The sequence below is a fragment of the Ochrobactrum teleogrylli genome, from assembly GCF_037482325.1.
Taxonomy (GTDB): Bacteria; Pseudomonadota; Alphaproteobacteria; order Rhizobiales; family Rhizobiaceae; genus Brucella; species Brucella teleogrylli.
Map to the genome: position 1 here is coordinate 497,661 of NZ_JBBHKQ010000001.1, position 21,923 is coordinate 519,583.

A 21,923-nucleotide genomic window follows, 5' to 3' on the forward strand; every position below is an offset into this window, starting at 1 on the left:
CTTCGGCTTTAGCTTTCTTAGTAACAATCATTCCGTCGCTTTGGGTCATGCACGACATCACCCGCCAGCTGAAGCTTCTTCGCCGCTCTGGGCAGCTTGCCTGCAGCTGGAATCGGATACCCAAAGCGACATTGAGGTGCATTGACGATCATTATTCGGCTGCTGTCCGCCTCATCAGTGCCTTCTCCCGGCGCGCGATAACGTCAGGATCGTTCATGTAAGCGGCGCGCGATTTGCGCTCGCGCTTCTGATACCCGTTCCCGACACTGCCATCAGGCACGCCAAACAAATGGTTCGTCTGACCTGTGCGACGGGGACCGCTCTGGCTGCGTTGCAGTTCCCGGCCTGCCTGCATCTCGGCCACAATCGAAAGCATGTCATCCAGTCGCTTGTTCTCGACAACAGGCGAGCGATGAACAGAACGAAGCTTGTCGAATGTTCTGTAGGGCAGGGTGTCCGTACCATACATGATCTCCAGACGGCCATCCGGATAGTCGCAGACAATCACCTTTTGTCGAGCCAGCCGCTTTGCAAACTCCGTCGGCTCCAGGATGAACAGCACCTTGTCGTAACGCAGTGTCAGTGTTTGCGACAGTGTCCGTACTTCCTTCCGGCACATCGCACCATCGATGTTCTCATGCGCGGCCAGCGGTCGATGCATATCCTTAGGATTGCGCGGCTCCTTGCCAAAACGAGCATTGAAGTCTGCAATATATTCCGGCGCATAAGCATTGGCTGCTTCGATCGTATCAATGCCGCGCAGTCGCAATTCCTTGACCAAACGATCCTGCAAAGTTCTGTTTGCCCGCTCGACACGGCCTTTGGCCTGCGGGGTATTGGCGCAGATAATGTCGATGTTGAGTTCATAAAGCGCCCGGCCAAACTGGGTCAGACCGCTCGTGCGATCCTGCTGCGAACCATGGGTCGTGCGAAACACACCATGCTTGTCACTGTAAAAGGCCAGCGGCTTGCCCCATTGCTGCAGGTAGGCCTTCGTCGCATGAAAATAATCAAACGTGTTCTCTGATCCAGCGAAGCGCAAATGCAGGAGCTTGCCCGTGGCATCGTCAATATAAACGAGGAGGGCGCATTTGGGACCCCGCTCCTCAAACCACCAATGATGCGAACCATCGATCTGTACCAGCTCACCAAAGCAATCACGCCGACCGCGCGGCTGATGCAGTTGTCGCTTGCGTTCGCGCCGTAACGTCCACAAACCCGCCGCCGTCATCCATTGCCGCAGCGTCTCCTTGCTGACCGAAAGCTGGTGGCGTTCGACAAGCTTCTCACAGGCCAGTGTCGGCCCAAAATCCCGATAATAAGCCCGGATCAAATCAAGCACCGCATTCCGGAAATCCTCGCTGTAACGACGATTGCTCGGGCGTCCGCGTCGTCCCGACATCAGACCCGAATGCCCAAGCTTGTCGTAAGCCTGTAAAAGACGATGGATCTGGCTGCGGCTGAGATCCAGCAATGCAGTCGCCTGGATAACCGTCAGACGACGATCTCGAATCTTCTGAATGACTTCCAATCTATTGAGTTCTTTCTGCGACATCGTAATCAAACAAGACATGGCAACTCTCTAAACGGATACGTGTGAAGAGCCGCCCAGTCTTCCTTTCCTCGTTCGATCTGAACAGGGCACGCGACCTAAAAATGTCGCATCTCTATCTTGCCCATCTGTCGCATCTGTATATTGCTGTTATATATGTCGATCACATAACCTATGTTATGGAACTTACGTATCCTTAAGTTTGCGGCACATGAGCAAAACCCAACCGTGCATTATTTTTGGGGACAGTAATTTTCGAAATGCAAGCATTCTGGCTTGTCGTCCGGCCTACGGCTTCACCCAGACAATCCAGTTGCAGCCTTGCGGTTGAACGTTATCCCCAGCCAACCCCCGAGTGAAAATTCATCCGAATCGAGTTTGAATTTCTGTCCCTTCAGCTGACAAACGGAAGCCTCAAACCCTAGAAATTACGGAGATTTTTGCCAAAATCTGATGTAAAACAGAGCGGCAAAATTGTACGGAAACTCGTTTTTCCGTACCCGTTTTCGCCCACAAAAATCGCTCCCAATTTTTTGATTATTTGTATTAATTCAATGTGTTGCTAAGTTCGCTTGCATGTGGTTCGCTTATCCATAAGATGCAGGACATTTCATAAATTTCAAAAGAGGGGTTCTTAAATGTATCGGAAATTTCTACTGACAGGCGTATGTCTTCTGGCGCTGGCAGGTGCGGCATCTGCCGAAACCGTACTCAATCGCGGTAATGACACAGATCCGGCCACTCTCGACCATCACCGCACCTCCAGTGTTGCCGAGGGTAACGTGCTGCGCGATCTCTATGACGGTCTGACCATTCAGGATGCTGACGGCAAGGCAATTCCCGGCGTCGCCAAGTCCTGGGATGTTTCCGAAGACGGCACGGTCTACACCTTCCATCTGCGTGACAATGCGAAATGGTCGAATGGCGATCCGGTCACCGCAGGTGATTTTCAGTTCACGTTCCGTCGTCTGATGGACCCGAAGACAGCTGCCGGTTATGCCAGCATGCTGTTTGTCATCAAGAACGCAGAAGATATTGCAGGCGGTAAAAAGCCTGTCGACCAGCTTGGCGTTGAAGCTCTCGACGACCATACGCTGAAGATCACGTTGAACGCCCCTGCTCCGTATTTTCTCGAGCTTCTGACACACCAAACCGGCTTTCCGCTGAATCAGAAAAGCGTTGAGGCCAATGGCGATAAGTTCACCACGCCCGGCAAGATGGTGACCAACGGCGCCTATATGCTTGAGAGCTTCACGCCGAACGACAAGATCGTCATGAAGAAGAACCCGTATTATTATGAAGCCGATCAGGTGAAGATCGATACGGTGAACTGGATTCCCTTTGAAGACCGCGCCAGCTGTATGCGCCGCTTCGAGGCCAAGGAAGTGCAAATCTGTTCCGACGTTCCCGCCGAGCAGATGGATTATGTGAAGAAAAATCTCGCCAAGGAATTCCGCATGGCGCCTTATCTCGGCGTCTATTATCTTCCGGTCAAAGGCAAATCGGCGGACAGCAAGCTGAAGGACGTCAAAGTGCGTCAGGCGATCTCGCTGGCCATCGACCGTGAATTTCTGGCCGATCAGGTCTGGCAGGGAACGATGCTGCCCGGCTATTCCATGGTGCCGCCCGGTATCGCCAATTACCTGAAAGACGCGCCAAAGCTCGATTATTCCGACGATATGCTGGAGCGTGAGGACAAGGCCAAGGAGCTTCTGAAAGAAGCAGGCGTAGAGCCGAATACGCTTTCCATCGAGCTGCTTTACAACACCTCCGAAAACAACAAGAACACCATGGCGGCCATTGCCGACATGCTGGGCAATATCGGCGTGAAGGCCTCACTGAACGAGACCGAAGGCGCAACTTATTTCAATTTCATGCGCGATGACGGCCCGTTTGATATCGCACGTGCTGGCTGGATCGGCGATTACAACGACCCGCAGAACTTCCTGTTCATCAGCCAGGGCAATGTCAGCTTCAACTATTCCAAGTGGAAGAACGCCGACTATGACGCGCTGATGGCCAAGGCGGAAAAGACGACCGATCTCGGTGAACGCGCCAAGGTGCTGGGCGAAGCCGAAAAAATCCAGCTTGATGAAGTGGGCAATATTCCGATCCTCTATTACTCGTCGCGCGCGCTCGTTTCTGACAAGGTCGCCGGATGGAACGACAATCTTATGGATAGCCACAAGACCCGCTGGCTTTCCCTCAAACAGTAATTTCAGACAGGGCTGCGCTTGGTGGCGCGGCCCTATTTTTTGACGGAAAAGGGACGAGATACCCCCTCTCCCGCCAGCGTTTCCGTTTTCGCCTTACGATGGGCGAAAGCAGAGAAAATACCAGAAAAACAATAATCTAAAGCCCTTAGTGGGATTTGCCGGACAGGTTTTGACCATCCGGCAAAGAAGGGACAACGACATGCTGGGCTATACGCTCCGACGATTGGGTAGTGCGATACCCACGGTCTTCATTATCGTCACGCTGACATTTTTTCTGATCCGGCTCGCGCCGGGCGGCCCATTCGACCTTGAGCGCCCGATTGATCCGCTGATCCTCGAAAACCTCAAGCGCGCCTATAATATGGACGCGCCGCTCTGGCAGCAGTATCTGATTTATCTTGGTAATCTCTTGCAGGGCGATCTCGGCCCGAGCTTTACGCGGCGCGATTTTTCCGTGAATGACCTGTTCGCGTCAGGTTTGCCGGTGTCGATCATGCTTGGCACTTTGGGCCTGACGCTGGCGGCGATCATCGGCACTTTTCTCGGCACGCTTGCCGCGCTGAAGCAGAATTCCGCCGTCGATTATTTCGTGGTGGCTCTGGCGACCTTCGGCATCACAACGCCCAATTTTGTTGTAGCCCCCCTTCTCAGCCTGCTCTTCGGCGTCATTCTGGGCTGGGTTCCGGCAGGCGGTTGGTCATCGGCCAATGTCACCTACTGGATATTGCCGGTGCTGACGCTTGCTCTGCCGCAAGTGGGGGTTATTGCCCGTCTGGTGCGTGGCGCAACCATTGAAGCGTTGCGCGCCAATCATGTGCGCACCGCCCGCGCCTATGGCTTGCCGACCCGTGTTGTGGTTGGCGTTCATGCTTTGCGTGCTGCCATGCTGCCCGCCGTTTCCTATCTTGGGCCGACTGCCGCCGCCCTCCTCACAGGTTCGGTTGTGGTCGAGACGATTTTCGGCATTCCGGGCATCGGACGCTATTTCGTGCAGGGCGCGCTCAGCCGTGATTACACGCTCGTCATGGGAACGGTTGTGGTGATCTCGATCTTCGTCGTGGTGTTCAATCTGATTGTCGATCTTCTCTATGCATGGCTTGATCCGAGGGTTCGCTATGACTGATCTGACCGTACCAACGGAAACCGCCGAATTGAGCATGCCAAGCCGCTCGCTCTGGCAGGATGCATGGCTGCGCCTGCGTAAGAACAAGGCCGCCGTCGCCAGCGCTATCGTGCTTGCCGTTTTGGCTCTTGCGGGCATTTTCGGGCCGATGCTGAGCCCGCATCCTTATGACAAGATTTATCCGCAGTTCGTGCGTGTTGCGCCAAGCCTCGAAGCCTATCCGCGCGCGGATACGATCCTGCCCGGCCTTGAACGCGAACTCGCCCGTGCGCGATTGAAGGCCTCCGCCGAACCGGAACTGACCGGCAACAACATCATTGTCGACTTTACGGCGCAACGCCCAACCGACGACCGTGTTCTGCGTTATTTCCAGCGCTCCGATCTGTTCAGCAATCCGAAGGTGGAACTGGCCGCCGACGGCCTGAGCGGCAAGCTGACGCTCAACGTAAGCCGCAATTATTTCCTGCTTGGCACGGATAATCTCGGTCGCGATCTGATGACGCGCATCTTCATCGGCGTGCGCATGTCGCTGGCCATCGGCCTGCTGGCCTCGGCCATGTCGCTGGTGCTGGGCGTCTCCTTCGGTGCGATTTCCGGCTATCTCGGCGGGCGCATCGACAATGTCATGATGCGTGTTGTCGATATCCTTTATTCGCTGCCGTTTATCTTCTTTGTGATCCTGATGCTCGTCTTCTTCGGGCGCTCAATCTTCATCATCTTCATTGCCATCGGCGCGACGGAATGGCTGGATATGGCACGCATCGTGCGCGGTCAGACATTAAGCCTCAAGCGGCAGGAATTCGTGCAGGCGGCGGAAGCGCTCGGCGCAACACGGCGCGGGGTCATCACGCGGCATATCATTCCAAACGCGCTCGGCCCGGTGATCGTCTTCGTCACATTGCTTGTGCCGAAAGCGATCCTGCTGGAAAGCCTGCTCTCGTTCCTCGGCCTTGGTGTGCAAGACCCCCTCACCTCGCTTGGTCTTCTCATCGCGGAGGGCTCAAATAACGTCAGCGGTGCAAGCTGGCAATTGATCTGGCCCGCCGCAACATTGACCATCATCCTGTTTGCGCTGAACTTTTTGGGCGACGGCCTGCGTGACAGTCTTGACCCGAAGGACCGCTGAGATGACGAAGGAAACCATTCTGAGCGTTCGCGATCTTCGCGTGACCTTCGACACCCATGATGGCCCGGTTCCGGCAGTGCGTGGTATCGACCTCGACGTCAAGGCCGGGGAAACGGTAGCCATTGTGGGGGAATCGGGTTCCGGCAAAAGCCAGACAACAATGGCGCTGATGGGGCTGTTGGCGCGCAACGGCAAGGCAACAGGACAGGCGCTCTATCGCGGTCAGGACCTGATCGGCATGTCCGACAAGGCGCTGAACACCATTCGCGGCGCCAAGATCACCATGATCTTTCAGGAGCCGATGACGTCGCTCGATCCGCTCTATCGCATTGGCGACCAGCTTGCCGAACCGTTGCGCTATCACCGCGGCATGAGCAAGAAACAGGCGCGCCCGCGCATTCTGGAACTGCTGAAACTCGTTGGCATTCCGGAGCCGGAACGCCGCATCGACAGCTATCCGTACGAACTGTCCGGTGGCCAGCGTCAGCGCGTGATGATCGCCATGGCACTCGCCAACGAGCCCGATATTCTGATTGCCGATGAGCCGACCACGGCGCTCGATGTCACCATTCAGGCGCAGATACTGGACCTTCTGGCCGATCTGCAACAGCGCCTTGGCATGGCGGTTGTGTTCATCACCCATGACCTCGGCATCGTGCGCCGTTTTGCCGACCGGGTTTATGTGATGCGCTCCGGCGAGGTGGTCGAGACCAACCAAACGGAGGCGCTTTTTACCGCGCCGCAGCACGCTTACACCCGGATGTTGCTCGATGCCGAACCGGAAGGCGAAAAGCTGCCACCGCCGGATGAAGCGCCTGTCTTGGTCCGCGCCGATAATGTCAAGGTGAACTTCCTGATCCACAAACCTTGGCTCGGCGCTGCCAATTTCATGACTGCGGTGAACAATGTCTCGCTCACGCTCAAGGAAGGTCAGACCATTGGCATCGTTGGCGAGTCCGGTTCGGGCAAATCCACGCTCGGCCGTGCTATCCTCCGGCTTCTCGATTCCGAAGGCCGCATTGCCTACCTCGGCAAGGAGTTGCCGCGCGACCCGCAAGCCATGCGCCCGAAACGCCGGGAACTGCAACTGGTTTTTCAGGACCCGTTTGGTTCGCTCAGCCCGCGCATGACGGTAGGGCGCATCATCACCGAAGGGCTGCTGATCCACGAGCCACAGCTTTCAGCCAGGGAGCGTGACCGTTGGGCGCAGGAAGCGCTGAAAGAGGTCGGGCTGGACCCCGCCATGCGCAATCGCTACCCGCATGAATTTTCAGGCGGACAGCGCCAGCGTATCGCCATTGCCCGCACCATGATCCTGAAACCGCGCGTCATCGTTCTGGACGAGCCGACAAGCGCGCTCGACCGCTCGGTGCAGAAGCAGATTGTGGCACTGCTGCGTGATCTGCAAAAGGAGCACGGCCTTTCCTATCTATTCATCAGCCATGATATGGCCGTGGTTCGCGCCGTGTCGGATTATGTGATCGTGATGCGCAATGGCAGGATCGTTGAACAAGGCGACACCGAACAAATCTTCGATCATCCTCGCGAAGACTATACCAAGGCGCTGATGGCGGCCGCGCTCAGCGAGGAACGTTTCGGTTCGGCAAGCTGACACAACCGATATTTTGCAATACAGACGATGAAAACGGGGCTTCGGCCCCGTTTTTTATTGCCCGGTTTAGAACTGCGAAGAAACGATGTGTCCGGCTGGAATTTCAAAATAGGTATCAATAAAACAAAGGCAACTAATAGGCGTTGTAAAACAGATATTAAAATGACCACACTGTCATATTCCTTATATTATTGCAGAAATATTGCAAAATTAAATATTTGGAATGAAAATATTCTCAATAAAATAAGGAACGAAATCTGAAATAATTTTATTTAAAATCGGGAGATATATATGCGAAGTTCTCGTCGACTTGTTCGATTATTAGCTGCGACTATTTATCTGTTTCCTTCTTATTCCAACGCGCAACAGGCCGAACCATCTCGAGCATTCACGTCCGACGCGGAATATCTGGCAAGCTGGGGCCTCCCCATGATCAACCCCATCCCCGCATACCGACGCGGTTTTACAGGAAAAGGCATCACGGTCGCCGTGCTCGACACTGGCATTGATATCTACCATCCGGAATTTGCCGGGAAAGTGCATCCCTGGTCGAGAAACTTCGGCACTTTCATGCACGAACGCGATGTTCGGGACCTCCAGCGAAACGGGACGCCCATCGGGCACGGATCCCATGTCAGCGGCACCATCGCCGCAGCCCGCAATGGAACCGGCATGCATGGCGTTGCCTATGATGCACAAATCCTCGCCTTGCGGGCCATCGTGCCGGACCGGCAATATGACGCGATCAACAGGGCACTGCGCTATGCATCAACGACAGGGGTGAAGGTGCTGAACGGCAGCTATGGCCCCTATGCGTTTCCTACCCCTTACAACAACCGCAATTATCAACGGTTGAGCTATCAGCCGATTCTGTATGGCAACTATCTTCGTAATGATTATGAAGCCCTGAAAGTCGCCGCCAAAGCCGATATCGTCATGGTCTTCGCTGCCGGCAATAATTACAAGGTTCAGCCATATTCGTCAGCGCAGCCGAGCGGCAGCGCCCTGTTTCCTGCAATCACACCGCAGAACACGGCGCTCGGCAAATATAAATTTGTCGATGGTCGCCGCCGCGATCTCGACATGAACAATCCCAACACATTCCGCCTTTTGGCACCGAATGATCCTGCCGTCGCCAATCTCGACTTTTCGGATTTGAGAGGCTCGATCATTGCCGTTGTTTCCGTTGGTCCGAACCGGCAAATTGCGAGTTACAGCAATCGCTGCGGTATCGCGGCAGAATGGTGCATGGCGGCCCCAGGCGGTGATACGGGCGGCGCTGTTTACTCGACCTATCCCGGTGGCGGTTATTCCTACATGCAGGGCACATCCATGGCGACGCCGCATGTTGCCGGTGCCGCCGCCGTTGTGCGTCAGGCCTTTCCCTATATGAATGCGCGGCAGACCATTGAAACCCTGCTGACCACCGCCACCAATATCGGCCCGACCGAAACCTACGGCCAAGGCCTCCTGAATCTTGGCGCTGCAATCAACGGGCCGATGAAATTCCGCCATGCCGAAGGTTTCGACGTCGATACGCAGGGCTATTCTTCAACCTGGTCCAATGCCATCTCCGGCATCGGCGGTCTGACAAAACGTGGCGCAGGCATTCTGCGTCTGACCGGTGATAATAGCTTTACCGGCAATTCCGCAGTCGTCGGCGGAACGCTGATCTTCGACGGCGACAACTACACATCCGTCCGGGTTGCAAGAGCCGGGCGACTAAGCGGCATCGGCAGCGTCCAATCCGTGACCAACGAAACCGGCGGTGTTGTCGCTCCCGGTGATAATGGTGTCGGCACACTGACCGTCAAAGGCGATTACATCGGCAAAGGCGGCACGGTCGAGATTGCCACCGGTATCGGTGCCGATAATAGAGAGACCAGCCGTCTGGTCATAGCTGGCGACAGTTCCGGCAACAGCCAGCTTCGCCTTGTTTCCTATGGCCAGTCCAGCCAGCAGATTGCCGATGATACCAAGATCATCGAGGTTGCAGGCAATCCGGCGGGTACATTCGCGCTCGCAGGCGATTATACGACGGAAGACGGCGAAGCGGCGGTTGTCAGCGGCGTCTATGCCTACGAAATCACCGCAACACCTGACCAGCCGACCGAAGCCCCCTCGCCTGCGGCGTCAGAACCCGCTGCTTCTGCGGCAACCGCGAACAGCGTGGCGCTGACTGGTGACGGCGGATTTTATCTCCGCAATACATCCGCCAATGGCGAAAAGCGCTACAATCCGTCCATGCCGATCTATGAAGGCTATGCCCGCAATATGCAGGCGTTGAACCAGATGCCAAGTTTGCAGCAGCGCGTCGGCAATCGATACTGGACCGGTGATATATTGCCGAGTGAGGATATCAAGGACGGCCATGCGACGGCAGGACCGGATATCGCCATCGACAAATATGGCGTCTGGGGCCGTATCGAAGGAACCCACAGCAAATTTGCGGCGGGCGGCTCCACCGCCGATGTGACGCAGGATATCGGCGTATTCGTCATGCAGGCCGGTATCGACGCGATGTTTCACGAGAGCGAATCCGGTCGCCTGATCGGCAGTCTGACGGCGCAATATGGCAAAGCCAGCAGTGATATCTCGTCGTTTAGTGGCGATGGCACCATCGACACCGACGGCTGGGGATTAGGCGGCGCACTCACCTGGTATGGCAATAATGGCTATTATCTCGATGGACAGCTCCAGTTGACCTGGTATGACAGCAAGCTCGTGTCCGATACACTTAAAAAGTCATTGGCCGATGGCAATAAGGGCTTTGGCTATGGTCTCAGCCTTGAAGGTGGACGACGTATCGAAGTCAACGAACATTGGTCGATCACACCGCAGGCGCAGCTTGTCTGGTCTTCGGTGGATTTCGACAGTTTCCACGATGTCGCGGGCGTACCTGTCGATCTGCGCAACGGCGACAGCCTCAATGCCCGCATTGGGCTGGCGGCGGAATACCATAATGCATGGCATGACGAAAATAACAGGCTGACCCAGACCAAACTCTATGTCGCCGCCAATCTCTATCAGGAGTTCATGAACGACTATAAGATCAGAGCGGGTGGTGTTGATTTCAAAAGCGAAAACGACAAAACCTGGGGCGGTATCGGCGCCGGTGGAACCTATGCCTGGGCCGATGGCAAATATGCGCTGTTCGGCGAAGGCATGGTCAAGACCAGCTTCGAGGATTTCGGCGATAATTATAGCCTCAAGGGAACGCTCGGTTTCAAGGTAAACTGGTAATCTCACTTCATAACAACCAGAGGACCCCGACAGGGGTCTTCAATTAGAAAGCAGATTTCGGGACGTTTCAGCAGCGGCCTATGCTAAAAAGCCTTATGAGAGATTTGTTTGATCAGCTTGAACCCGTGGAGATTCTTGCGCCCGGCGCAGTACTTCTGCACGGCTTCGCATTGCCGGAGGAAGAAGCTATTTTGAAATCAGTCGCGGATGTCAGCGCCGCCGCGCCATTTCGGCATATGGTGACGCCCGGTGGCTATCGCATGTCGGTCGCCATGACCAATTGCGGGCAAGCGGGCTGGGTAACCGACAAAACTGGCTATCGATATAGCGCCAATGACCCTGAAACCGGGAAGCCATGGCCAGCCATGCCGGACGCCCTTCGGTCTCTCGCTGAAAATGCCGCCCGACAGGCCGGATATCCCGATTTTTCGCCCGATGCCTGCCTGATCAACCGATACGAGCCCGGCGCAAAGCTGTCCTTGCATCAGGACAAGGACGAGCGTGATTTCGCCAATCCGATTGTATCCGTTTCGCTTGGTCTTCCCGCTACCTTCCAGTTTGGCGGTCTTAAACGCAACGACCCGATCACCAAATACCCCTTGCACCATGGCGATGTGGTTGTCTGGGGTGGCCCGTCACGCCTTTATCACCATGGCATATTGGCGCTGAAAGATGGCGAACACGACAAGGTTGGTCGTGTTCGCCTCAATCTGACTTTCCGAAAAGCGTTTTAAACGCCTAGTTCAAAGCCTGCTGGCGTGTTTCGACATTGATCAGGAACGCAATCACACCTGCCAGCGCCAAAAGGCCAGCAAACATTGCCACAGCCACGTTGAAACTTTGGCTGATAACGATGGCCAAAGCCGACGGCGCCAGAAGGCCACCAAGGCGCGCCATGGCACCCGCCGCGCCCATGCCGCTGGCGCGCAGGGCTGTCGGATAAAGCTCCGGCGTGAAGGCATAGAGCGCGCCCCATGTGCCGAGCAGCGCGAAGCTCATGATCAGGATCGATGCGCCGACTACAGCCGAACTATCGGCAATCGTGAACAAGGCACAGGCCGCAGCGCTGATGAACAGGAAGCTGATCAGCGTCTTGCGACGACCCCACCTCTCGACACCATAGGCGGCGAGCGCATAGCCCGGCAATTGCGCCAGCGCCACCACGACAAGAAACCCATAGCCGCGCACGAAGCCAAAACCGTCACCGGCGAGCTTGGCCGGTATCCAGGTGAAAATGCCGTAATAGGACACCGAGACGAGGAACCAGATCGCGAGCGTTGCGAGCGTGCGCTGACGCAGCTTTGGCGACAAAAGCCGTTCATTCGTTACAAGAAGCGGCGCTTCAAGTCGCGCCTTTGGCGGCAGTTCCTGCTTTCCGTTGCGGCGCAGCACGCGGTTCATCACTGATTTTGCCTCATCCGCGCGACCGGATTTCAAAAGATGCATTGGCGATTCAGGCACCCAGAGGCGCAGCCAGATACCGATAAGCGCAGGCGCTGCGGTGACGACGAAAATATAGCGCCATGCATCCTCGACACCGGCAAGGCTCGCGGCCCATGCGGCAAGGGCGATCACCACGGTGCCCACGGCCCAGAAACCTTCCAGCATTACCAGCCAGCGACCACGGTTCTTGGAGGGCAAAAACTCAGCCATCATGGCATAATCGACAGGCAGCGTTCCACCGACGGCCACGCCGGTCAGGAAACGCAGTGCAAGCAGAACTTCGAAACCAGGTGCGAAGGCTGACAGCAGACCAAACACGGCATCGCACGCGACGGTGATCAGCAGCACACGGCGACGGCCATATTTATCGGCGAGTCTGCCGAACACGGCTGCACCGACCAACATGCCGAAGAAGAAAAGCGTTCCGGTTTGCAATGCCTGCGGCACGGTCAGCCCGAATGTTTTTGCAATGGACGCTGCGGTGAAGCCGACAGCCAGAACCTGCATCGCGTCCGCTGCCCAGACGAGGCCGAAAACCCCGAGCAAGCCTCGCTGGAATGCGCCCGTCCCCGCCTGATCGAGCGATTGTTCGATGGTGATCTTCATGCCGTCTATGTCCCTCTCCGGCCGAATAAAGTGCGAGCATTTACAGCGCTGCGCATACCGTCCTGTCAATCGCTGTTTTCTGAAACTGCACCGCCTTTTGCCTGCAAAAAGGTCCACAGGCTTTCAGCACGTGGCGAAAGCGGTGCATCATGGCGGAAGATGCGAATTTCCGTCGTCAGATCCCAATAGGGATCGACCGAAGCGGGCACCATATCGCCACGACGGATTTCTTCCAGAACCAGACTTTCCGGCAGCCATGCCATGCCCCACCCGGCCTGAACCATCGCTTTGAGACCGATGGACATGGTGTTCTCATGCACGACCTTGCGCGAAAAATTAGGGCCGGACGCAAATTTCTGCGCCAGAGCCGCGCCGAAGAATGAAAAGTCGCCATAGCTGAGATAGGGCAGTGGCGCGCCGGTCTCGATAGCGCGATCCAGCACAGGCCCTTCCCCGGACGGCAACGACACCGGGATCAGCCTTTCTGTGCCCAGAATGATCGACGGAAACCGTTCCCTGTCGATCAGGATCGGCACTGACGGATGCGCATAAGTCAGAAAGAAATCGACTTCGCCTTCGGTCAGGGTCGCGATATTGTCTTCAAACCCGCCGCGATCCGGCGCCAGATGCGAATGAATATTGCCGATGGTCGCATCAATCCCCTTCAGCCATTGCGGAAAGAACGTGACGGTCAAAGTATGCAAGGCAGAAAATTTCAGCGCAGGGTTTTGTCCTTGCCGGCTTGGCTGAAGGCTTCTGCGCGTGGCGTAAAACTGCCGGACCGCATCTTCCGCGACGTGAAGAAAGGTCTTCCCTTCATGGGTCAACTGAGCCGGAAAGGTGGCGCGATTGACGAGCGTTACCCCCAGCCAGACCTCAAGCTGCTTGATCCGCCGCGAAAAGGCCGACTGCGTCACATGGCGCGCCTCTGCTGCCCGGGAGAAGCTCGACGTTGACGCAAGCGCGATGAAGTCTTCCAGCCATTTCAGTTCCATAGGCGTTCCTTAGGGGAGTAGGGGAATAAGGGAGTAAGGGAATAGGGCAGTAAGGCAGTAAGGCAGTAAGGCAGTATGTTCGCGTCTCGGAGAGGCGATAACAACAGCTATTCACCTATTCCCTTACTCCCTTATTCCCCTACTCCCTTCCCTTTATGCAATTTCTGCATAGTGATTGCAAAACATAGCATTGGCCAGCCAAATTCTTTTTTCCTACCGTCCTTTCAATCGAGAAATGCAGATGCCGAGGACGTATTTTGGCCAGAGTAATTTATGTGAACGGAACCTTCGTCGACGAAAGCGACGCAAAGGTTTCGGTTTTTGATCGCGGCTTTCTGTTTGGCGACGGAATCTACGAAGTGAGCGCTGTGATCGATGGACGTCTGGTTGATAATGATCTTCATCTCTCCCGGCTGGAACGCTCGGTCAAAGAAATCGACATCGCCCTGCCCGTCTCGCTTGACGATATTCGCAAGGCGCAGATTGAACTCATCCGCCGCAACACGCTTCACGAAGGCGTGGTCTACATGCAGGTGACGCGCGGCGAAGCCGATCGCGATTTTGTCTATGCAGACGATATCAAGCCCAATCTGGTGATGTTCACGCAGGCCAAAAATCTGGCCAATGCACCGTCGGTGCTAAATGGGGTTCGTGTCGATGTCACACCGGATACGCGCTGGGCACGCCGCGATATCAAGACCGTCATGCTGCTGGCGCAGGTCATGGCCAAGAAGCAGGCCAAGAGCAAAGGCTTTCATGAAGTCTGGCTGGTTGAAGACGGTTTTGTCACCGAAGGCGCTTCATCGACCGCCTTCATCATTTCGCACGACAATGTGCTGGTGACGCGTCCCAATTCGCATTCCATCCTGCCCGGCTGCACGCGCCGGGCCGTTCTGAAAATCGCCGAGGAACAGAACCTCACCATCGAGGAGCGGCTGTTCACGGTCGATGAAGCCAAGGCCGCCAAAGAGGCCTTTCTCACGAGCGCATCGAGCTTCGTGACGCCGATTATCGGCATTCAGGACCACACCATCGGCGATGGCAAGCCGGGTCCGCATACGCGTCGTCTGCAGGAAATCTACATGGATCTGGCCCGCACGGGTGCAGAAGCCGTTCTCTAACCCAAAAGAAAGCAAGAGGGGAATATGACAATAAAAAACCTATTTAAGTCAGCAGCTTATAGCGCATTGTTCGCAAGCGTCGCCGCAGTGGCAAGTGTAAGCAGTGCATCTGCCGCCACCGAAGGTTACGGCGATTGCCCGCTGATCGGCGACAAGGGGTTGGCCTCGATCACCCCGGCAGTGCCCGGTCAGTTCACGGTCATCATCAACCTGCCCGCCATCGGCCAGTTCAATGGCGACACGCCGGACACGATCAAGGATGGCTATGAATTCTGCATGGCCGTCAATATCGCGCATCGCCTTGGCCTTGAGAAAGTAAAGCTGGTCAACGCCTCGTTTGACTCCATCGTTGCAGGCCAGAACAAGGATTATGACATCGCGCTGGCGCTGATCTCCGTCACCGAACCGCGCAAGAAGGTCGTTGATTTCTCCACGCCTTACATGAACTCCGATTATGGTGTAGCGGCCCGCGCCGACAAGCCGGTGACGGAAGCCGAAATGAAGACGGTGAAGGTCGGCACGCAGGCTGGCACGACGCTGGTTCCTTTCGCGCAGGAAACGCTGAAAGTTGCAAGCCTCGATGTCTTCGACGACACCGCGTCGATGTTCACCGCGCTTGCCGCTGGCAAGGTCAATGCCGTGATGACCGATCTGTCGATCATTCTCGGTCAGGTGAAGAATTCCAACGGCAAGCTGGCAGTGGTCGGCAAATATGAATCCAGCGGCGAAACCGCCGGTATTTATCCGAAGGGCACGGAAAACAAGAAAGTCATCGATCAGCTGATCGCCGACATGGGAAAAGACGGAACCCTCAAGAAGCTGGAAGCAGCCTATTTGCTGCCGTCATGGGGCATGTCTCCGTCCGACGTTCCACTTTGGAAGCCTTGATCTGACGGTTGGCCGGGCTGCGCCTGCGATGGCAGCCGCGGCCCGGTCTTCCGATTTTGACACCGTGGCAGCACCTTTCCCAAACGGGCGCGCGACCACCTTGCCTCAGCGAGAATATCTATGTCCCATCCGGCACCGGAAGCCAGCGCGGAGCGCGCGCGGCAATGGCGCAGCCGAAACAAAGTCCGCACCCATAGCGGTCGGTCCTTGTTCGCGTTCGCCTTTTCGTTCATCACCCTTCTGGCTTCGGCGCAGACCGTCCACAGCGTGACCAGTTATACGATCTCGCAGGGATGGCCTGCGACGCCCGTTCTCACCATCGGCTGGGCGCTGCTTTTGGCTCCGCTCGCCGTATTGTGGTTCGCCTGGCGTGCTGTACAGCTTTCAATGCAGGCCGGGAAAAGCGCCGATATCTACAAGGGCCGGGAACTGGGTGCACGTGCTTCGGATATGTCCTGGCAGGTCATCTCCTATGCCGTTGCCGTGCTAATCCTCTGCGCTGGCGCATGGTTCATGATCGTTAATGACGCTGCGGTGAGCCGCACTTTCTTCGATGTCAGCCTGATTGCCAAGTCGGCGGGCACCGTACTCAAGGCCTTTGGCACCAACATTGTCATCTTCTTCATTTCAGCCATTCTGATCCTGGTCTGGGCGCTGGTCATTGCGATTGCCCGCACGCTTCCCGGAAAGGCTGGCAGGCCGATCCGCCTGCTCGCCACCTTCTACAGCGACCTGTTTCGCGGCCTGCCCGCCATCATCACGATCTATCTTATCGGTTTTGGGCTGCCCTTGACGGGCCTGCCGATCCTGAAAGACCTGTCGTCCAATGCCTATGCGATCATCGCGCTGACGCTGACCTATGGTGCCTACACGTCCGAAGTCTATCGCGCCGGCATCGAAAGCGTCCACCCAAGCCAGATTGCGGCTGCGCGCTCACTTGGCCTCTCGTATGTCCGCACCATGCGCTATGTCGTGGTTCCGCTGGCCGTGCGCGGCATCATTCCGCCGCTGATGAACAACTGCATCAGCTTGCAGAAAGATACGGCGCTGGTCGCGATCATCGGCACCATCGACGCCTTCAACCAGTCGAAAATCATCGCCAGCAACTATTTCAACCTGTCGGCTGTCACCACTGTCGCCATTCTGTTCATCCTGATCACCATTCCGCAGGCCCGTTTTGTCGATCGTCTGATCGAACGGGATCGCCGGAAAATGCGTTCGAGTATGTGAGGAATACGGATATGGCACTCGTTGAAATCGACAAGGCAATCAAGCGTTATGGATCGCTGGAGGTTCTGTCCGGCATCAGCCTCGACATCGAAGAGCATCAGGTCGTTTGTCTGATCGGCCCTTCGGGCTGCGGCAAGTCCACGCTTCTGCGCTGCATCAACCGGCTCGAGACCATTGATGAAGGCGAAATCCGCCTGCATGGCGACCGTGTGACCGGACCGGGCGTTGATCTCGATGTCCTGCGCCGCGAAATCGGCATCGTGTTTCAGGGCTATAACCTGTTTCCGCATATGACCGTGATGGAAAACGTCACGCTCGGCCCGACAAAGGTGCTGGGCATGCCGGTCAAACAGGCGCAGGAAAAAGGGCTTGCCCTCCTTGCCCGTATCGGCCTTGACCACAAGGCGAAGGAATATCCGGACCGGCTTTCCGGCGGACAACAGCAGCGCGTCGCCATCGTGCGGGCTCTGATGATGGACCCGACATTGCTGCTTCTGGATGAGATCACCTCGGCGCTCGATCCGGAACTGGTATCGGAAGTGCTTGATATCGTGCGCGATCTGGCGACCAAGGGCATGACCATGGTGCTGGCCACCCATGAAATGGGTTTTGCACGCGAGGTTGCAGACAAGGTCTGTTTCCTGCAAAACGGTAAGGTCTATGAAGAAGGTCCGCCGTCGCAAATCTTCGGCAATCCGCAGGGTGAGCGCACACAAGCCTTTCTCAAGCGTATTATCGAAGCCGGGCGTCTCTGACCCACAGGTCTTTTAAAAACGGAACTATGACATGACTGCAACCGCACGTGACTTCGGCATCATCTGTGGCACCATGCCAACCGGCGCAAAAAATGCCATCACTGATGTGCCGGGCGTGCGGGTCGGCCACCACACTCTGCGCTATGGCGATATCAATACCGGCGTGACGGCCATTTTGCCTCATGATGGCAATCTGTATCGGCGCAAGGTTCTGGCTGCCTGCGATATCATCAACGGGTTCGGCAAGAGTACGGGGCTGGTTCAGATTGAGGAACTCGGCACGCTGGAAACGCCGATCCTGCTGACCAACACTTTTGGCGTCGGCACCTGCGCCAACGCCCTTATCCGCGACGCAATTGCCGCCAATCCCGATATCGGACGCACCACCGCCACCGTCAATCCGGTCGTTCTGGAATGCAATGACGGCCCGCTCAGCGACATTCAGGCCATGGCCGTAACCGAGGAACACGCGCGCCTTGCCTTGCAAGCAGCAAGCGACGACGTGGCCCAGGGTAATGTCGGAGCTGGAACCGGCATGAGCTGCTTTGGCTTTAAAGGCGGTATTGGTTCATCGTCCCGGCAATTCGTGCTGGATAGCTCGACCCATCATCTTGGTATTCTGGCGCTAACCAATTTCGGACGCGCGGGCGACCTCGTGCTTCCCGATGGACGCCGCCCCTCGCCCAAGACGGAAGCGCAACCGGAAAAAGGCTCGGTCATACTCGTGCTCGCAACCGATGTGCCCATGGAGCACCGGCAGCTGAAACGTGTCACGCGTCGTTGTGGTGCGGGGCTGGCGCGGCTCGGCGCGTTCTGGGGCCACGGCAGCGGTGATATTGCTGTCGGCTTTTCAACCGCCGTGACTTTCGACCACGACGAGCCGAGTGACTTCACCCGGATATCGGTCCTCAATGAAAACCGGATCGACACGCTGTTTCGCGCCGCGGCGGAGGCAACGCAGGAAGCGGTGTTGAATTCCATGTGCGCGGCGGAAGCCATGCGTGGACGTGCCGCAAACCGCCGTTCATTGGCCGATTGGCTTGCCGCAAGCGCCGCATAGGCCACTGCCCCCCAATATTTCAGTCCCCGTTCCGGCAACTGAACGGGGGCACATAGTTGGCGTTGTAACCACAACGCGAATATCATATTCCTCGCGCATCCGTCACTGTAATCGGAAGTCTGATCGCAGCTCTTTCAAGCATTATAAACAATATAGCCAATTTTATTGCTAGCAATTTAAAAATATGTTGCTTCGATGTACATACTCTCCAATCCATATTAAAAACAATGCGAATTTTTTATTGATTACTTTGAGGAAATATCAAAATTTCGAAAGTCCCCCTTTGCGCGATTTTGTTGTTTTTTCCGTTCAGCGCGGGCTGTGTTGCAGTTGGGCCGGATTATCGCGCCCCTGTCATCAATACGCCCCCCGCGTGGAACAGTAAGGCCAGCACCGTTGCTCCCAATCTCGCAGACTGGTGGAAAAACCTGCGCGATCCAATTCTGGACCAGCTCATTGCTGACGGCATTGAGGGCAGTCCTAACGTTGCGATAGCAAAAGCAAAAGTACGCCAGGCGCGCGCCAGCTACGCGTCGGCGGGTGGCACACTTTATCCGTCCGTGGATGGAAAAGGCAGTTTCACGCGTTCTGGTGGTGGTGGCAGCGCCGCCACTAGCACGTCGAGTTTCGGGTTAGATCCTGCATGGGATATCGATTTGTTCGGCGCGAACCGGCGCGGTGTCGAAGCGGCGTATTACGCAAAAGAGTCAGCGAGCGAACAGTTGCGTGCGGCGCTCGTCAGTCTGATCGGTGATATCGCAACCAATTATGTCCAGTTGCGCGGCGCGCAGGCGCAGATCGCAATCGCCGAGCGCAATGCTAGTTCACAGCGCCGAACTGTTGCCCTCACCCGCACGCAGCTGGAAGCTGGCAACATATCACAGGTTGATCTGCTGAGCGCACAAACGCAGGCCGACACCACAGAGGCCGGAATTCCTTCACTGCGCATCAGCTATGCCAGTTCTCTGAACAAGCTATCTACACTCACGGGACGTTCGTCGCTTGCGCTGGCCGCGATATTGGACAAGCCCCGGCCCTTGCCTTCCGCACCGCGCAGAATAGCTGCCGGATTACCTGCAAATCTCTTGCTCAGCCGCCCCGACATCCGCGCTGCAGAACGAGATTATGCTGCCGCAACAGCCAAGATTGGCCAGAGTCAGGCGGCACTTTATCCAAGCGTCTCCCTTACCGGTAAAATCGATACCGGCGGTGCAAACTTTGGCGATCTTGCCCGGTTGTCGACCATAGGCTGGTCATTCGGCCCCAACCTCACGATACCTGTTTTCCAGGGCGGCAAGCTGCTTGCTGATGTTGATGCGGCCCGGGCAACGCGGGACGAGGCTTTCATCAAATACCGCCAAACTATTCTGGACAGTTTGAGCGAAGTGGAAAACGCCAGTGTCCAATTCAACCAGAACCGTGTGCGCATCGCTCAGCTCGAGAAGATTGTGGGTAACAACCGTAAGATCACTGCGTTGACGCTCGACCAGTTCAAGGCCGGATCCAAAAATTTCCTCGACGTCCTCAACGCCCAACGCAGTTTGCTCGATCAGGAAAACGCGTTGGCGCAAGCGCGCGTGGAGATCATCACCAACTACGTCGCTTTGCAGAAGGCACTCGGCGGAGGTTGGAACGGTCGGATCGACATCGACAGGTCGGAAGTCGTGGACGGCTATACTGGTCCGCATCTCGTGAAACCTCCCATGGCAACCGCGCCTGATCATCCTGCGAGGCCGCAATGAACTCCCCGAACTCTGTATCGAAGCGACGTTTTCGCAAACGTTGGGGCGCGGCCCTCCTTGTCTTGATGCTGGCCGCCGGTCTGTCGTTCGAACATTGGTCCGCTCACGAGCCGCTACCCGAGATGACAACCGTAGAACGCGGTGACCTTGAAAGTTCCGTGGTTGCGTCGGGTACACTGCGCCCAAAAAATCTGGTTGCCATCGGCACGCAGGCCACGGGGCGGATACTCTCGCTCAAAGTGAAAACCGGACAGCATGTAAAACAGGGCGAGGTCGTCGCGCTCATCGATGCCGCGAGCCAGCAGAACGATCTGGACAAAGCCCAGGCGACACTGCGTCAGAACGAGGCCACTCGTGAGCAGAACCTCGCCGATCTGGAACTGGCGAAGCTGGATCTTGCCCGCAATCAGGCGATGATCGGAAAAAATGCTGTCGCGCGATCTGAATATGACAAAGCGGTAGCCGGATTGAAAAAGCAAAAAGCGGCCTTGGCCAATACGGAAGCCTTGATCGCGGCGTCGAAGGTTGGAGTCCGTATCGCGGAAACCAAGCTTGCCTACACTCGCATCACCGCTCCCATTGATGGCACCATACTTTCAACGGTGGCGCAGGAGGGCCAGAACGTCAACGCGCAGCAAACCGTCCCGACAATCGCGATCCTCGGTCAGCTCGACACGATGACGGTGGAAGCCGATATTTCTGAAGCGGATATTACGCAGGTGCATGATGGCCTGCCGATCTACTTCACCATTTCCGGAAGAAATTCAAAACGTTACGATGCAAAGCTCGAAACAATCGAGCCTGCGCCGGATTCCGTTGTGAGCGACAAGAGCTTCGGCACAAGCAACGGCCTGTCGGCTTCAAGCGGCGTGACGGCCTCTGCCGTTTATTACAAAGGCAAGTTCAGCATTCCCAACACCGATGGTCTGCTTCGCACCTATATGACGGCGGAGATCCATATCGTTCTGGCGAAGGTCAAAAATGTCCTGCTCGCTCCTGTGTCGGCGCTGAAACCGCTCGGTAATGACGACCCGGATAGTCCGGGTAAAGCAACCGTCCGCGTGCTGAATGCCTATGGAACGCTGGAGGAGCGCACCGTGGAAACCGGAATCACCGACAAGATCAACACGGAAATCCGCTCAGGCTTGCAGGAAGGTGACAAGATCGTCACCGACAATCAGGAAATCACTGTAACGACTGACGGTGCCTGA

Annotated in this window: 16 protein-coding genes; 13 read left to right on the forward strand and 3 right to left on the reverse strand. The window is 56.3% G+C overall.

What is annotated here, in order from left to right:
• Positions 1 to 151: 151 nt before the first annotated feature.
• Positions 152 to 1,573, reverse strand: a complete 1,422-nt coding sequence (locus WIX40_RS02495) for an ISNCY family transposase (protein WP_339438206.1) — start codon at positions 1,571 to 1,573, stop codon at positions 152 to 154.
• Positions 1,574 to 2,190: 617 nt separating this feature from the next.
• Between WIX40_RS02495 and WIX40_RS02500 the strand changes: the two genes are divergently transcribed.
• From WIX40_RS02500 to alkB, 6 genes are all read left to right on the forward strand, one after another.
• Positions 2,191 to 3,768, forward strand: coding sequence for a peptide ABC transporter substrate-binding protein (locus WIX40_RS02500; protein ID WP_140023782.1), 1,578 nt, complete (start codon positions 2,191 to 2,193; stop codon positions 3,766 to 3,768).
• 199 nt (positions 3,769 to 3,967) lie between these two features.
• On the forward strand, positions 3,968 to 4,891 hold the full coding sequence (locus tag WIX40_RS02505; RefSeq protein WP_109367385.1) for an ABC transporter permease: 924 nt from the start codon (positions 3,968 to 3,970) through the stop codon (positions 4,889 to 4,891).
• Entirely contained in the window at positions 4,884 to 6,017 is a 1,134-nt protein-coding gene (locus WIX40_RS02510; RefSeq protein WP_339438214.1) for an ABC transporter permease, read from the forward strand. Before WIX40_RS02505 ends, WIX40_RS02510 begins: the two co-directional genes overlap by 8 nt.
• 1 nt (position 6,018) lies before the next feature.
• Positions 6,019 to 7,629: an ABC transporter ATP-binding protein gene (locus tag WIX40_RS02515; protein WP_339438216.1), complete on the forward strand. Its 1,611-nt coding sequence runs from the start codon at positions 6,019 to 6,021 to the stop codon at positions 7,627 to 7,629.
• 429 nt (positions 7,630 to 8,058) lie between these two features.
• A complete protein-coding gene (locus WIX40_RS02520) occupies positions 8,059 to 10,872 on the forward strand; it encodes an autotransporter outer membrane beta-barrel domain-containing protein (protein ID WP_339438218.1) in 2,814 nt (937 codons plus the stop codon).
• Between the two features lie 95 nt (positions 10,873 to 10,967).
• Positions 10,968 to 11,606 carry a DNA oxidative demethylase AlkB gene (alkB, locus tag WIX40_RS02525; RefSeq protein ID WP_339438219.1) on the forward strand — a complete coding sequence of 213 codons (639 nt, stop codon included), beginning with the start codon at positions 10,968 to 10,970 and terminating at the stop codon, positions 11,604 to 11,606.
• A gap of 4 nt (positions 11,607 to 11,610) precedes the next feature.
• Here alkB and WIX40_RS02530 read toward each other — a convergent pair whose 3' ends face one another.
• Together WIX40_RS02530 and WIX40_RS02535 are read right to left on the reverse strand one after the other, a co-directional pair.
• The gene (locus WIX40_RS02530) at positions 11,611 to 12,921 is read right to left on the reverse strand and encodes an MFS transporter (RefSeq protein WP_339438221.1); all 1,311 of its coding nucleotides are present in this window, start codon (positions 12,919 to 12,921) and stop codon (positions 11,611 to 11,613) included.
• Positions 12,922 to 12,986: 65 nt separating this feature from the next.
• Positions 12,987 to 13,916 (reverse strand): LysR family transcriptional regulator, encoded by a 930-nt coding sequence (locus WIX40_RS02535; protein ID WP_339438222.1) that lies wholly within the window; start codon positions 13,914 to 13,916, stop codon positions 12,987 to 12,989.
• 257 nt (positions 13,917 to 14,173) lie between these two features.
• On the opposite strand from WIX40_RS02535, the gene WIX40_RS02540 reads away from it, so the two are divergent.
• The 7 genes from WIX40_RS02540 (at position 14,174) to WIX40_RS02570 (ending at position 21,923) form a co-directional block, all read left to right on the forward strand.
• On the forward strand, positions 14,174 to 15,037 hold the full coding sequence (locus WIX40_RS02540) for a D-amino-acid transaminase (protein WP_339438223.1): 864 nt from the start codon (positions 14,174 to 14,176) through the stop codon (positions 15,035 to 15,037).
• An 87-nt stretch (positions 15,038 to 15,124) separates the two neighbouring features.
• Positions 15,125 to 15,925 (forward strand): ABC transporter substrate-binding protein, encoded by an 801-nt coding sequence (locus tag WIX40_RS02545; protein WP_339438225.1) that lies wholly within the window; start codon positions 15,125 to 15,127, stop codon positions 15,923 to 15,925.
• A 120-nt stretch (positions 15,926 to 16,045) separates the two neighbouring features.
• Entirely contained in the window at positions 16,046 to 17,155 is a 1,110-nt protein-coding gene (locus tag WIX40_RS02550) for an amino acid ABC transporter permease (protein WP_339438227.1), read from the forward strand.
• A gap of 11 nt (positions 17,156 to 17,166) precedes the next feature.
• Positions 17,167 to 17,910, forward strand: coding sequence for an amino acid ABC transporter ATP-binding protein (locus WIX40_RS02555; RefSeq protein ID WP_109367395.1), 744 nt, complete (start codon positions 17,167 to 17,169; stop codon positions 17,908 to 17,910).
• Positions 17,911 to 17,941: 31 nt separating this feature from the next.
• Positions 17,942 to 18,970 (forward strand): DmpA family aminopeptidase, encoded by a 1,029-nt coding sequence (locus WIX40_RS02560; protein WP_339438231.1) that lies wholly within the window; start codon positions 17,942 to 17,944, stop codon positions 18,968 to 18,970.
• Positions 18,971 to 19,266: 296 nt separating this feature from the next.
• Positions 19,267 to 20,712 (forward strand): efflux transporter outer membrane subunit, encoded by a 1,446-nt coding sequence (locus WIX40_RS02565; protein ID WP_339438233.1) that lies wholly within the window; start codon positions 19,267 to 19,269, stop codon positions 20,710 to 20,712.
• Positions 20,709 to 21,923 carry an efflux RND transporter periplasmic adaptor subunit gene (locus WIX40_RS02570; protein WP_339438235.1) on the forward strand — a complete coding sequence of 405 codons (1,215 nt, stop codon included), beginning with the start codon at positions 20,709 to 20,711 and terminating at the stop codon, positions 21,921 to 21,923. The genes WIX40_RS02565 and WIX40_RS02570 overlap by 4 nt, the downstream gene beginning before the upstream one ends.

Bases quoted from the DNA above. Each gene is read 5' to 3' on its own strand.
- WIX40_RS02495 (WP_339438206.1), bottom strand. From the start codon at position 1,573: ATGTCTTGTTTGATTACGATGTCGCAGAAAGAACTCAATAGATTGGAA.
- WIX40_RS02500 (WP_140023782.1), top strand. From the start codon at position 2,191: ATGTATCGGAAATTTCTACTGACAGGCGTATGTCTTCTGGCGCTGGCA.
- WIX40_RS02505 (WP_109367385.1), top strand. From the start codon at position 3,968: ATGCTGGGCTATACGCTCCGACGATTGGGTAGTGCGATACCCACGGTC.
- WIX40_RS02510 (WP_339438214.1), top strand. From the start codon at position 4,884: ATGACTGATCTGACCGTACCAACGGAAACCGCCGAATTGAGCATGCCA.
- WIX40_RS02515 (WP_339438216.1), top strand. From the start codon at position 6,019: ATGACGAAGGAAACCATTCTGAGCGTTCGCGATCTTCGCGTGACCTTC.
- WIX40_RS02520 (WP_339438218.1), top strand. From the start codon at position 8,059: ATGATCAACCCCATCCCCGCATACCGACGCGGTTTTACAGGAAAAGGC.
- alkB (WP_339438219.1), top strand. From the start codon at position 10,968: ATGAGAGATTTGTTTGATCAGCTTGAACCCGTGGAGATTCTTGCGCCC.
- WIX40_RS02530 (WP_339438221.1), bottom strand. From the start codon at position 12,921: ATGAAGATCACCATCGAACAATCGCTCGATCAGGCGGGGACGGGCGCA.
- WIX40_RS02535 (WP_339438222.1), bottom strand. From the start codon at position 13,916: ATGGAACTGAAATGGCTGGAAGACTTCATCGCGCTTGCGTCAACGTCG.
- WIX40_RS02550 (WP_339438227.1), top strand. From the start codon at position 16,046: ATGTCCCATCCGGCACCGGAAGCCAGCGCGGAGCGCGCGCGGCAATGG.
- WIX40_RS02555 (WP_109367395.1), top strand. From the start codon at position 17,167: ATGGCACTCGTTGAAATCGACAAGGCAATCAAGCGTTATGGATCGCTG.
- WIX40_RS02560 (WP_339438231.1), top strand. From the start codon at position 17,942: ATGACTGCAACCGCACGTGACTTCGGCATCATCTGTGGCACCATGCCA.
- WIX40_RS02570 (WP_339438235.1), top strand. From the start codon at position 20,709: ATGAACTCCCCGAACTCTGTATCGAAGCGACGTTTTCGCAAACGTTGG.